Source organism: Zunongwangia sp. HRR-M8 (assembly GCF_027594405.1).
In the GTDB taxonomy this organism is placed as follows: Bacteria; Bacteroidota; Bacteroidia; order Flavobacteriales; family Flavobacteriaceae; genus Zunongwangia.
Genome location: NZ_CP115161.1, coordinates 2,090,501 through 2,103,950, shown reverse-complemented (window position 1 = coordinate 2,103,950; position 13,450 = coordinate 2,090,501). Strand labels below are relative to the sequence as shown.

At 34.1% G+C, this 13,450-nt stretch carries 9 protein-coding genes; 6 read left to right on the top strand and 3 right to left on the bottom strand.

All coding sequences use genetic code 11. From position 1 onward, the window contains the following. The first annotated feature begins 84 nt into the window (after positions 1–84). The gene (gene hisS, locus PBT89_RS09100) at positions 85–1,455 is read left to right on the top strand and encodes a histidine--tRNA ligase (protein WP_270061622.1); all 1,371 of its coding nucleotides are present in this window, start codon (positions 85–87) and stop codon (positions 1,453–1,455) included. Between the two features lie 165 nt (positions 1,456–1,620). Here hisS and PBT89_RS09095 read toward each other — a convergent pair whose 3' ends face one another. Beyond that, positions 1,621–2,568 (bottom strand): aldo/keto reductase, encoded by a 948-nt coding sequence (locus PBT89_RS09095; RefSeq protein WP_270061621.1) that lies wholly within the window; start codon positions 2,566–2,568, stop codon positions 1,621–1,623. A 218-nt stretch (positions 2,569–2,786) separates the two neighbouring features. Between PBT89_RS09095 and PBT89_RS09090 the strand changes: the two genes are divergently transcribed. Further along, entirely contained in the window at positions 2,787–3,218 is a 432-nt protein-coding gene (locus tag PBT89_RS09090) for a hypothetical protein (RefSeq protein ID WP_270061620.1), read from the top strand. A 29-nt stretch (positions 3,219–3,247) separates the two neighbouring features. Continuing rightward, positions 3,248–3,820 carry a hypothetical protein gene (locus PBT89_RS09085; RefSeq protein ID WP_270061619.1) on the top strand — a complete coding sequence of 191 codons (573 nt, stop codon included), beginning with the start codon at positions 3,248–3,250 and terminating at the stop codon, positions 3,818–3,820. 13 nt (positions 3,821–3,833) lie between these two features. Here PBT89_RS09085 and PBT89_RS09080 read toward each other — a convergent pair whose 3' ends face one another. Then, complete coding sequence (locus PBT89_RS09080) at positions 3,834–5,381, bottom strand: PepSY-associated TM helix domain-containing protein (protein WP_270061618.1); 1,548 nt, start codon at positions 5,379–5,381, stop codon at positions 3,834–3,836. A gap of 1 nt (position 5,382) precedes the next feature. Further along, the gene (locus PBT89_RS09075) at positions 5,383–5,685 is read right to left on the bottom strand and encodes a hypothetical protein (protein WP_270061617.1); all 303 of its coding nucleotides are present in this window, start codon (positions 5,683–5,685) and stop codon (positions 5,383–5,385) included. Positions 5,686–6,243: 558 nt separating this feature from the next. Between PBT89_RS09075 and PBT89_RS09070 the strand changes: the two genes are divergently transcribed. From PBT89_RS09070 to PBT89_RS09060, 3 genes are all read left to right on the top strand, one after another. Beyond that, positions 6,244–7,113 carry an SDR family oxidoreductase gene (locus PBT89_RS09070; RefSeq protein ID WP_270061616.1) on the top strand — a complete coding sequence of 290 codons (870 nt, stop codon included), beginning with the start codon at positions 6,244–6,246 and terminating at the stop codon, positions 7,111–7,113. 110 nt (positions 7,114–7,223) lie between these two features. Continuing rightward, positions 7,224–8,645 (top strand): phytoene desaturase family protein, encoded by a 1,422-nt coding sequence (locus tag PBT89_RS09065; RefSeq protein ID WP_270061615.1) that lies wholly within the window; start codon positions 7,224–7,226, stop codon positions 8,643–8,645. A 297-nt stretch (positions 8,646–8,942) separates the two neighbouring features. Beyond that, entirely contained in the window at positions 8,943–13,436 is a 4,494-nt protein-coding gene (locus tag PBT89_RS09060; RefSeq protein ID WP_270061614.1) for an ATP-binding cassette domain-containing protein, read from the top strand. Positions 13,437–13,450: the final 14 nt, after the last annotated feature.

The following is a 13,450-nucleotide window of genomic DNA, read 5'->3' as shown; positions in this document are numbered from 1 at the left end:
TATAGCAGCCTATTTTAACTAATTTGAATAATATATTTTTGAACTGAAAGAATACAGGATTTCTCCTGAAGATAGATTGATTTTATGGCACAAAAACCTTCAATACCAAAAGGAACTAGAGATTTTACTCCGCAGGAAGTGGCAAAACGAAATTTTATTTTCGATACCATAAAAAGAGAATTTAAAAAATTTGGATTTCGAGCGATCGAAACACCAAGTTTTGAGAACTCTGAAACCCTGATGGGAAAGTATGGAGATGAAGGCGATCGTCTTATTTTTAAAATTCTTAACTCTGGCGACTTTTTAAAGAAAGCAGATAAAAGTGCTTTAACCAATCAAGACAGTTTAAAGCTAACACCCTCTATTTCAGAAAAAGCATTAAGATACGATTTAACCGTACCATTTGCGCGTTTCGTTGTACAGCATCAAAATGAAATTGATTTTCCGTTTAAACGCTATCAAATTCAGCCTGTTTGGCGAGCCGATCGTCCACAAAAAGGCAGGTTTAGAGAATTTTATCAATGTGATGCAGATGTTGTAGGAAGCGATAGTTTATGGCAAGAAGTGGAGTTTGTGCAATTGTACGATGCCGTTTTTTCAGGGTTAAAATTAGAGGGAGTCACTATAAAAATTAATAATCGTAAAATTTTATCTGGTTTTGCTGAAGTAATAGGTGAGCAGGATAAATTGATTGACTTTACAGTTGCGCTAGACAAGCTGGACAAGATAGGTGAAGATGGTGTGGTAAAAGAAATGCTCTCTAAAGGTATTGCTGAAAATGCCATCGAGAAAATTAAGCCTATTTTCGGCTTAAACGGAAGCTTCGCTGAAAAGATTGCAGCACTAAAATTAATATTAACAACTTCTGAAGTTGGTCTTAAAGGAATCGAAGAGCTAGAATTTATTCAAAATGCGATCTCAGAAATCCCTTTAAAAACTGCGAATCTCGATTTAGATGTTACTTTGGCGCGTGGTTTAAATTATTATACCGGAGCGATTTTTGAAGTTGCGGCACCTAAAAATGTTAAAATGGGATCGATTGGTGGCGGTGGTCGTTATGATGATCTTACGGGAATTTTTGGTCTAAAAAATATAAGTGGTGTAGGGATCTCATTTGGTTTAGATAGAATTTATTTGGTTTTAGAAGAATTAGATTTATTTCCAGATGCTGTTGTTGATGATGTAAAAGCCTTGTTTATAAACTTCGGAACAAAAGAAGCACTTTATTCCTTTAAAGGAGTTAATAAATTACGTGCGAACGGAGTTAACGCCGAAGTATTTCCGGATGCTGCTAAAATGAAAAAGCAGATGAATTATGCCAACAAGCGCAATATTCCGTTTGTTATTTTAGCCGGAGATGAAGAAATGAATGAAGGAAAATACACGCTTAAAAATATGAAAACCGGTGAGCAGGATCGTCTTACTTTGGAAGAAATTATTTCTAAAATACAATGATAAAAGCCCCAATTTCGGGGCTTTTATTTTTATTCTAGGAGGGTAAATACCCCGAGACTTGTCTCGTTAGTAAATTTTTAAAGTTTGAAAACGCGTTCAGCTAAAATGCTCCGTGGGCTTGCCCCGGAGAAATTTACTGCTCTGTAATCTTTAATTTAATAATTATTAGGAACTCGCTTTATTCAGTTTATTCATATCCTCTTCAGTTAAATTTACTGAAGTAGCTTCTTCAAAAGCTTTTAGATGTGAAGATTTTGTAGCGCTGGCAATAGCGGCGGTAATTCCAGGTCTGTTAATTATCCATGCTAAAGCCACGCCGGCGTTAGAAATTCCGTGTTCTTCAGAAACTTCGTCTAAAGATTTCAAAATATTTTTGCCGCGATCGTCAAGATAGTTTTTTACAAAATCTTTTCTATTCTGCCCTTCAAGATCATCTTCGCTACGATACTTTCCGGTTAAAAATCCACTTGCTAAAGAAAAGTAAGTTGTAATGCTTACATTATTTTGCTGACATAATTCAAGAATATCGCCTTCAACCTTATCACGATTCATCAAATTATATTCTTGCTGAAATACTTGATATTTGGGTAGATTTTTATTTTTTGAAGCATTTAAGGAATCTCGTAATCGCGCCGGACTCAAATTTGAAGCTCCAGTGTACTTTACGTCTCCTTTTTTAATTAGCTTTTGATAGGCTCCCAAAGTTTCTTCAACGGGTGTACGATCGTCGTCCCAATGGGTATAGTACAAGTCGATATAATCGGTTTGTAATCTTTTTAAGGAATCTTGAGCTGCTTTTAGTATATATTCTTCAGAAATATCTTTTTGGCCTTGTCCCATATCAGAGCCTACTTTGGTTGCCAGTGTAATTTTATCTCTAACGCCGCGATCTTTCATCCATTTACCAATGATTTTTTCAGATTCACCACCAGAATTGCCTTCTGCCCATCTAGAATATACATCGGCAGTATCTATACATGTATATCCTTTTTCAAGAAGCTCGTCGAGCATTGCGAAGGATTCTTTTTCATTTAACGTCCAACCAAATACATTTCCTCCGAAGATAATTTTTGGCGTCACTAAATCTGTATTTCCTAAATTATTTAAGTTCATAATTTTTTAGACAAAATTAATTACTTCCTTAAAGCCATAAAAGTCGGTCTTAGCTTTTAAGTTATGATTAACGTACAGAAAATTTTATAGCATTTTAAGATCCCTATATTTAATAACATATTCCTAAAATCGTTAAAACCTCTTTAAATTAATTTTTAAAGATTTAAAATCATGTAAGTTTGCTTCGAAATTATATAAAAATTATCTAAAGCGAATTTATGATGGCTTCAATTTTACTAGCGATATATGTTTTAATTCATATGGCGATACTTTTTATTGCTTGGAATTATTTAAATTCTTCTGAGGAAAATATAAAGCAACCAGTAAATAATGCGAAGCATAATAATTTTGAAGGTAAGAAAGTAGTTTTTGATGGTCATTTAGATAAAGATCGAGAATTCAGAATTAAAAATGAGCTGAAAACTAGTAATGCCATTATCGAAAATAAAATGACTGAAGATACCGATTTGTTAGTTACAGGAAAGAATCCTGATTGGTTGGTAGTAGATGAGGCTAAAACTATAGGCGTTACGATAGTTAATGAAATGGATTGGCAAAATTTAAATAAGGCTAAGCAACAAATTAAATTGAAACGTAATATAGTCTTGATACCGAAAAAAAAGCAAGCGGATTCTGCCGAAATTATTTAAATTTATAGCTCTTAATTAACAATTTCGATTTGAAAATTACTTTTATATTGATAAGTCTTTTTGTAAGCTTTCATTCCTTTTCCCAATGTTATGATTTAGGCCCAAAAAGAAAAAATAATGACTCTTATTTCTTTGCGGCGGTGGGAGCAGATCCTATTCCTAATCAAAAATGGATAAATGTTGAAGATCCCGATTTTACTACAGATGGCTTAGATTTAGTTTTTAAGGCTGGTTATGGTACCAACAAATTATTGTTTGTTCCAATTGAGTTAAATCTTTTTTACGAACGATTTAGTGATGTGAACTATCAACAGTTTGGAATTGGTGGAAGTATATATACTGTTTTTCTTAACGATAAGATACAAGCCCTCGCAGGAGGGGATTTAGGATTGGTAAGTCGAGATTATCCATTTGATGATGATCTTGATTCAGATCAATTTGTGAATCTGGCGATGGATCTAGAATTGAGGTATATTTTGAATACCAATTTTCGATTTGGTGTACAATTTAATTTTGAAAAGAGAGATGATATTAAACCTCAATTTGAAGCTAGAAATTATTATGTAGGTAGCTCTTACGTCTTTTTATACTACACTTTTTAATCTTTTTCTAAGATTATACTGGCTTTTTCATTCTAATAAGAATACCAAAACTTATCAAAGAAATTGCAATCCAGAATATATCTACAAATAGTATCGCGGTTTGATTTTCTTGATACATCATCCACAACCAGTTTCCAGAAGTTATTCCGTTTATTATAGGAACGAAAATTCCGAAGATGCTTCCAAGTAATAACGTATGTTTTGTTGTTAAGTAATTATTCTTTCTTAAACTGAAGAATAGCGTAAAAATTAACCAACCAATAAAAAATACGGCATAAAGGATAGATTGTCGATTAGTATCTAAACTTCTTGGTAAATATTTAGCCACAAGCATGCTGAAAGCGGTAATAGGGTATAGACTCATACAAATTGAAATGTAGAAATAGCCCAATCCTCTATTAAACTTTCGCTTCTTTTCTGATATATGTTTTTTATCTCTCGCTTCCAACCAAATTAAAACACCGCTTAAAATCACAAAGCAGGTAATAATTGCTAAAACAAAATAGATTATTTTAAGGGATAGGCCGCCAAAATCTCCAAAATGAAGTTTTCTAATTGCTACTTCTACAACTTCAGCATACCCAGGATCTTCTGGATTTTTTTCTTCAGTAATTGTATTTGTCATTACATCGTACACTATCCTTCCGTGACCTAGAAAAGCTTTTTTAGAATTTAAAAGTCCGTCAATTTGAAACTTCATATTAGTACCACCATAGTTTTTGATATAAACCTGGGAAGGTTCAAAATCTGGCCATTTTTCGTTGGTTTTTTCAACAAAATCATTAAGGCTTGGTATTTCTTTAGTATCCTCTGCTTTCCACTCATACGTCTTTTGCATGGGACGAAGCTCAGCTAAAGCCGCATCTTGATCGCCATTATAAACATAATTAATAGGTAAAAGTACCAATGCCGATAAGCAAAGAAAACAACTTGTAATGGCGAACATGAACTGAAACGGTAATCCTATAACGCCTAAGGCCGTATGAGCATCTGTCCAAATAGTTTTCAGTTTTGTGGTAGGTCTAAAAATATAAAAATTAGAGACTATTTTTTTCCAATGAACTATAATTCCGCTTATAATCGCTAACAAGAAAAAGAAAGCGATTAAGCCAGCAATATAAATACCATAGATTGGAACTTGATGGAAAAAATGTAATCGATATATAAGCTCACCAATACTATAAAATTCGTAATAAGTGGATAATCTATATTTCCTAGTGTGTAGGTTGTAATAAGTAGCAATCTTGTCTTCGTCACTAGCGTTCTTTGCTTTAGAGCCGGTAATCCCTACAAACATTTTCTGCTTAACGTCTGGAGGAATCATTCTTATATCTCTCCCGGTTAAGTGTAGGCCTTCGTTCTCTAAAGTTTGCATGGCGCGATCATAATCTATATTTGATGCGATTTCCATGTCAACATTTTCACCTTTTTCCCATGCGGTAATTTCATCTTTAATCAGTGCAAAAGCTCCGCAGAAAAAAATGATAAATAAAGCAGCACTAATTATGATACCACTTATAGTATGTAAATGAAAAAATACGTTGTAATTTCTTTTTGCCATATTAGATTATCGGGTAGTATAGTTTACCAAAATAAACGCCAACATATAAAATAAGTGTAATTAGAAGATATATTCCCCATATTTTCCATCCATTTTCAAATAAATATGGTATGATAAATAGAACCATCCAAAATAAAAATATGGTGAAAATTGATGTAATTAGAACTAATTTATGATCGGGAAGCCAAAAGGCTAACAAGACATGAAGCAATGCTGAAATTGCATAGCCACCAAAAAATCCTGCCGTCAACTTTGCAAATTTCTGATGAAAAGATTTAGTAAGATATTTTTTATTTGCTGGCATAATTAGAATAAAATTTCAGAAAATAAGCAGAAAATAAATAATAAGCTAAGTATAGCAAGATTTGGAGTTCTTAATGGCCTACCTAAGATTAATAAGCTAAGGATTAACGTAAAAATGCAAATAAAAATTAATAATCCGGTTACCAGGCCGAATACCTTATAAATGAGAAAATAAGATATTAAAAAAGATATAAGGCTAGTGATTTTTGATAACCAAACGCGATCTGCCATGCTTTTTTCAAATGCAACTTTTTTGATCTTGGTTTTTTGAGACAAATTGTAGTGACACCAGCATCCCAACAAACAAAAAACAATGGCTAAGCTTATCATGTTTATTTAGATTAAATCTATTTAGGCAAATATATACTGCTAAAATTAGCTTTCAAAAATTTTTTGGACTAAAATTTTTGAACTAATTCTAGAGAAAATTTAATTCAAGTTTTTAAGAATAGATTTCGATACTTTTATAAATGATTTGGGAAGAATACTATAGACTGCATCGTTGCTTTGTATATCTTGTGTCGATTTTTAAGCGCACTTTCTTAAGAATCACTATAATATGGCAACAACAATTTTAATAGTGGGAGCTTCCGGAGAACTAGGAATGCAATTAGTAAAAGAATCTATAAAGAGAGGATTTGTAGTAAGAGCACTTACACGCTCTGAGCAGGGGTTTGAAAAATTAAAAGAATATACAGATGATATTTGGCGTTTAGATGCCAGTTCAGAAACAAATAAGCTTCATGACATTACAAGTGGTATTGATTACGTAGTTTCAGCCTTAGGTAAGTCTATAAGCTTGTTCAATCCAACTCCAAATTCATTTTACGATAACGATTATAAAGCGAATAAAAACATTATAAATGATGCCAAAAACCACAATGTAAAAAGGTTTTTTTATGTATCGATGAAGGGAGCTGATAGTGCTTCAGAGTTTACCATTCCCAGAACGCACAAAAAGGTTGAAGAAGAATTAGAAAAATCGGGTTTAGCCTATTCTATTATACGTCCGGTAGGTTTTTTTTCAGGTTTAAATGATTTAATTATTATGGCGAAACGAAAAATTATTCCGCTAATAGGTGATGGGCAGGCTAAAACTAATAGTATTTATCATGGGGATTTAGCAAAATATATAATGACAACTTTTTTAGATCTTCCTAAGCTTATAGAAATAGGTGGTCCATCTATTCATACGCGAGAGGAAATGGCAGAAATGATAAAGAAACACATTGGAGGTAAAATAATAAAAATGCCTACAGCACTTGCCAAAGTAGGTAGTGGATTTTCAGATTTAATTAGTAAAGATCAATTTGGGCACAAATTATCGTATTTTACTTATATCATGACTCATGATATGATTGCCGAAAAAAGAGGATTTTTGCATTTTGATGATTATCTACAGGGTATAGATTTAAGCAAAATTAAATAAGAACTTCAGAAAATTTTCATGAGAGATTTATCAGAAAATAATATCTTATTTTGAGGTAAACCTGGGGAATTTAAATCTGGATTATCCAGTAAAGCAGAAAAAGAAACATTATGCAGGATTATGATGCTGTAATTATAGGAAGCGGCCCTAATGGCATAGCTGCTGCTATATATCTTCAGCAAAAGGGATTAAAAACACAATTAATAGAAGCCAAACCGCAACCTGGCGGAGCTACTAAAACTGGAGAATTAACCTTACCCGGTTTTCAGCACGATATAGGCGCTGCGGTATTACCAATGGCATATAGCTCGCCTTTTTTTGAACAATTACCATTAGAAAAATACGGGTTAAAATGGATATTTCCGGATATTCCTTTTGTACAAACGCTTGGAAACGGTGATGCCGTAGCTTGTTATAAAGAGGTTGAAAAAACGGCAAAAGGTCTTGAAGAAGATGAATTGGCATATACTAAATTGATGGGCACTTTAGTAACAGATTGGCCAAAAATAGCAAATGATATTTTAGGCCCGTTAGGTATTCCATCGCATCCTTTAAAATTTATGAATTTTGGCAGGTATGCATTGCTTCCGGCAAAAACATTAGCGAATCATTATTTTAAAAATTTAAAGAGTAAATCACTGTTTTACGGTGCAGCAGCACATTCCACATTACCGCTTACTAATTTAGTATCAGCATCTTTCGGATTGGTATTAACAATTATGGCGCACCAAAATGGATGGCCTTTTCCAGAGAAAGGAGTTTCATCTTTAATTAATGCTTTGCTAGCATATTATAAAGATTTGGGAGGAGAGCTGATTTTAAATAAAACTATCACCAGTTCTAAACAGCTTCCATCTTCAAAAATTCAGTTATTCGATCTTACGCCTAAACAGCTTTTAGATATTGAAGGTTTGAATTTTAGTAAAACTTATCGTAAACGATTATCTAATTATAATTATGGTTCTGGTGTGTTTAAAATCGATTGGGCTTTAAATGAACCTATTCCTTTTTTGAATGAAAAATGCAGAAAAGCAGGAACGATACATATTGGTTTTAGTCCTGAAGAAATAGAAATTTCAGAACAGGTGATTTCTGAAGGGAAAATTGCTGAACATCCCTATGTTCTTTTGGTACAGCCTACAGTTTTCGACAAAACCAGAGCACCGGAAGATAAACATATTGCCTGGGCGTATTGCCATGTTCCCAATGGAAGTAAAAAAGATTGTACCGAGATAATAGAGCAACAAATTGAAAAAGCCGCTCCGGGTTTTAAAAAAACAATTTTGAAACGTTCGGTTATGAATACAAAACAACTCGAATTGTTTAACCCTAATTTGGTTGGGGGCGATATTAATGGAGGCCGGCAAGATATTACACAACTTTTTACAAGACCTGTAGTAAAAATTTCTCCGTATAAAACCTCGAATGATTCCGTTTATATTTGCTCTTCCTCAACACCACCCGGAGGAGGTGTTCATGGAATGGGGGGCGTAAATGCTGCTAAACAAGCACTAAAAGATCATTTTAATTGATTTTTAGCAGTACAATCTGAGAGCAAGCCCTTGAAGTCATTTATTAGAAATTCTTCTGATGTAAAGGCGAACCTCAAAACATTGGATTTCGATTAATAACTTTACTAATTACTTGTTTTACGAGAATAAACTAAAGATACAGGAGATTTATATAAGCCTTTAAAATCTTTATATATTTGAGTTTATCGAAGTCAATTACCTCAAGGAAATTCCATGAGGCATTTATCAAAGAATAATTTCAAATTTCGAGGTAAGCCTCAAACCAATTAAACTCGATTATCGAATAAATACCCCTATATGCGCATACAAAACGCCTACCAAAATAATTTAAAAAATATATCTTTAGAAATACCTGAAAACCGATTAATCGTGGTAACAGGTTTATCGGGTTCCGGAAAATCTTCATTAGCAATGGATGTTATCGGGAACGAAGGCTACCGGTATTTTTTAGAAAGTTTACCGGCGTATAATCAACAAAACGCAGCGGCAATTCCCACCGCTGAAGTAGATCGTATATCGGAACTTCCACCGGTTATTAAAGTGGAACAATCAAAAAGATTTCAGTCGATTAACGCTACTTTCGGGACACTTTCAGAATTAACCCCAATTTTCAGGATTTTGTTTGCTCGTTATTCCGCAGCAGAAAAAATGAGCAAATCGCTGTTTTCTTTTAATCATCCAAAAGGTGCCTGTGAATATTGTCGAGGTATAGGTGAAGCGGAGTATATCGATTTAAATAAATTAATTGGAGATGAGAAGAAGACACTGCGGGAGGGCGCTATTGTAACTACATTGCCGGGTGGTTATATTGTGTATTCGCAAATTACCGTTGAAGAACTGAACAAAGTATGCAATGCACATGGGTTTAGCGTTGATATTCCGTGGAAAGATTTAAGTGCCGAGCAGCAAGATGTTATTTTAAATGGGAGCGATCGTATTCAGGTTTATTATGGGAAGCATAGTTTAGAATCTCGCCTGCGTTGGGAAGGTTTTAAAGCGAAACCTCGTGAAGTAGGCTATTACAAAGGAATGCTTCCTATCATGAATAACATACTTCGGTTAGATCGGAACAAAAGTATTTTACGTTTTGTAAGTTCGAAAGTTTGCCCAAGTTGCCATGGCGCTAGGATAAAAGCAGCACATCTAAAATTTAAATGGAAAGGGTTACATTTTCAAGAATGGATGGATTTGCCGCTTCAGGAACTGTATGATAGGTTGAAAAATCTAAAATTAAAAGGAGGAGAAAAAGTATTAGTCGAAAAATTAGGTACGCAACTGCATGATTTAATTCGGTTAGGAATGGATCATTACCAGTTAAGCACACCGAGTACGGAAATTTCTTCTGGCGATGGCCAGCGGATTAAACTGATAAAACAGGTAAACAGTAGTTTACAAGGGATTTTGTATGTTTTTGATGAACCTTCTATTGGTTTGTCACCAGTCTATCAAAAGCATTTGTATCATATTTTACGCCGATTAATTAGCCGTGGGAATACGGTGATGGTGGTGGAACATGATCTGAATTTGATAAAAAAATCGGACTGGATTGTGGAATTAGGGCCAAAAGCCGGAATTGAAGGAGGAGAAATTATCTTCAATGGTTCTACTGAACAATTTTTTCAATCTACCCCTACAGCAAGCCCTACTTTAGAAGTTTTGAAAAACCAATCAACTGAAGCAAAATCTAGCCGGGAAGTTGTTGATGAAGCTCATTTTCAACCTAAAAAAAACGGATTATCTGTAATTAGCAGAAAAACGAAAACAATTATACAGCATCTACAAACGTATTGCGATAATGAAGCTGTAAAGCTACAAATGGTATCTGATCAGCCTATCGGGAAAACACCACGAAGTAACCCGGCTACATATACCGGAATTGCAGATAAAATACGCGATATATTAGCGAAAACTACAGAAGCAAAATCGTTACAACTCACTAAAAGTTCTTTTTCATTCAACAATAAAGCAGGGCGATGTGAGCGTTGCGAAGGCGCGGGTGTTATTACTTTATCGATGAGTGTAATGGGAACTATCAATCAAACTTGCCCAACTTGTAATGGTAAACGGTTTAAACCCGAAGTTCTGAAAGTAACATGGCATCAAAAAAACATTGCTGAAATTTATAATTTGAGTATTTCAGAAGCCTACAGTTTTTTTAAAGAAGAAAAAAAATTAGCTGAGGTATTATCGTTAATGATAAGTTTAGGATTAGGTTATATTAAATTAGGGCAACCCTCTAATACCCTATCGGGTGGTGAAGCTCAACGAATTAAATTAACCAAGCATTTTTCGAAAACCGCTAAAAATACCATGTTGCTGCTAGAAGAGCCCAGCATTGGTTTGCATCAGTTAAATGTACAGCAATTGTTAGATGCTTTACATCAATTAAAAAAACAAACAGCCGGAATTGTATGTTTCGAGAATCATGAATTATTTCAGTTAACTAGTGATGTTTGGGTTGCTAATTCCGAAGAAATTCAAGAGAAAGAAGCAGTGATTCCAGAACAAGAAGAAACAACTACTATTGCTATCCAAGGTGCCAGAACCCACGCGTTAAAAGATATTAGTATTAATCTACCAAAAGAAAAATTAAGCGTTGTAACCGGGATTTCGGGTTCTGGAAAATCTTCTTTAGTGATTGATACCCTGCATGGTTACGGAATGCAAGAAATGAGTAAGCAATTTTCGAGCTATCAGCAAAATCGAGTAGGGGTTAATTATCAATTTGAAGTTTCTCATATTAACGGATTAACGCCAAGTATTTGTATTACGCGTAAAGAAAAGAATTTTTCAGACCGATCAGACATTGCCAAGCAAACCGATATTGATAAAAGTTTACGTTTCGCATTTTCTCGTAAGGCACAATATCAAGATAAAGAATGGTCGGCGAGTCATTTTTCTAATCATCATGAATTAGGAAAATGCCCTGTTTGCGACGGAATTGGGGAAGAACTTCTTCCGGATCTATCTAAAATTGTGACAGATGACAATTTAAATATTGCCGAAGGAGTATTTGAGCATAATAAAGCCTTGTACTATTACGGGCAAGCAGGAGGGCAGTATATGGCAATTGTTGGAGAAATTGGAAAAGAATACGGATTCAATTTACAAACTCCTTTTAAAGATTTAAATAAAAAGCAAAAAGCCATCATTTTTGAAGGAATACCTGATAAAGAATGGGAAGCCCAGTGGCATTTTAAAACAAAATCTCGCGAAGGTACACAGCAGGTAAAAATGCTTTGGAAAGGGCTGTTTACGTATTTAATGGATGAATATTTTCTGACTCGAAAAAATAAAAACATTCATCATTTACGCGCTTTATTGTCGACCGCCACTTGTAGCCATTGTGACGGTAGTGGTTTAAAACCTGAGCGTTTAGAAATTCAGTTAGATCAAAAATCCATCTTTGAAATAAAGAAGATGGATTTTAATGAATTTGAAAAATGGATTAAAACTGCTCAACCGAATGATGAAATTGATAGGCAATTGATCGAGAAACTTCAAGAATATCTTATCCATACCTTAGAGCGAGCTAGGCAGCTGCATATCGATCATTTACAGCTTAATCGAAAATCGAAAACGCTTAGTGGCGGAGAGCAACAACGAATTGTGCTAATCAAACAACTTAATAGTCCGCTAAAAGGAATTACGTATTTATTAGATGAACCTTCTGCCGGATTATCAGAACAAAACATTCCGGATTTAATTAATCTGCTTAATGGTTTAGTCGCTAAAGGAAATACGGTTATTGTAATCGAACATCATAAAGATTTGGTTTTAGCCGCCGATCATTTAGTGAAAATTGGCCCGGGTGCGGGGATACATGGAGGCGATATAACTTTTGAAGGTAGCCCAAAAGCCTTTTTAGAAACTGCTGAATGTCATCCGAATTTAAAAGCATCAAAAAAGAGTCTACAACTTCGTTCTTCTAAATCAAGAATTTCAATTCAGCAATTAAAAAAGCATACGCTGGAAAAAGATTCATTAACTATTCCGGTTGGTGGAATTACTGCTATAACCGGAAAATCCGGAATTGGAAAAACCACATTAGTAAAAGATATTTTAATTCCGAGTATTGTGCAAAGTAAACCGGTAAATTGTAAAACAATTAATTATCCAAAATCGTACAAAAGTGCACAATATTTTGAGCCTAAAAAACTACAAGCTCATAATGCTACATTACTCGTTTCATACCTAGATATTTTAAAAATAATCAGTACGCTTTTTGCTAAAGAAAGCGGGTTGAAGCCGAAAGATTTTTCGTATAAAACAAAAACGAGTCAGTGCCCTAATTGTAAAGGAACAGGATATGTAGAAACCAGTTTAGATGTGGCTGCTAATTACATTGAAACCTGCGATGTTTGCGACGGAAAGCGTTACCAAGATCATATCTTAAAACATACCTTATATTCGAAAACTATAGCTGAGGTTTTAGCAATGACTATTGCTGAAGCAAAAAACTGGTTAAATACTGCAAATGCTTCAGAAAAAACACTGTATGTATTAGAAGAATTAATAGCAATTGGCTTAGCCCATTTACGATTAGAGCAACCTGTTAAATCCTTATCATCAGGAGAAAAACAGCGATTATTATTGTTCAATTGGTTTCAAAATAAAACCGAAAATGAATTGCTGATTTTAGATGAACCCAGCATTGGTTTACATTATGCCGATATTGATTTGCTATTTGCAATGCTTTCCAAACTCAGCCAAAAAAATGATTTATTGGTGATTGATCATAACCAATATTTGTTACAGAAAATTGGAGTGGGGATGGAGTTGAAAAATTAATGATGACTTCGGAA

Coding starts and splice junctions, on each gene's coding strand:
- hisS (WP_270061622.1), top strand. CDS start 85: ATGGCACAAAAACCTTCAATACCAAAAGGAACTAGAGATTTTACTCCG.
- PBT89_RS09095 (WP_270061621.1), bottom strand. CDS start 2,568: ATGAACTTAAATAATTTAGGAAATACAGATTTAGTGACGCCAAAAATT.
- PBT89_RS09090 (WP_270061620.1), top strand. CDS start 2,787: ATGATGGCTTCAATTTTACTAGCGATATATGTTTTAATTCATATGGCG.
- PBT89_RS09080 (WP_270061618.1), bottom strand. CDS start 5,381: ATGGCAAAAAGAAATTACAACGTATTTTTTCATTTACATACTATAAGT.
- PBT89_RS09075 (WP_270061617.1), bottom strand. CDS start 5,685: ATGCCAGCAAATAAAAAATATCTTACTAAATCTTTTCATCAGAAATTT.
- PBT89_RS09070 (WP_270061616.1), top strand. CDS start 6,244: ATGGCAACAACAATTTTAATAGTGGGAGCTTCCGGAGAACTAGGAATG.
- PBT89_RS09065 (WP_270061615.1), top strand. CDS start 7,224: ATGCAGGATTATGATGCTGTAATTATAGGAAGCGGCCCTAATGGCATA.
- PBT89_RS09060 (WP_270061614.1), top strand. CDS start 8,943: ATGCGCATACAAAACGCCTACCAAAATAATTTAAAAAATATATCTTTA.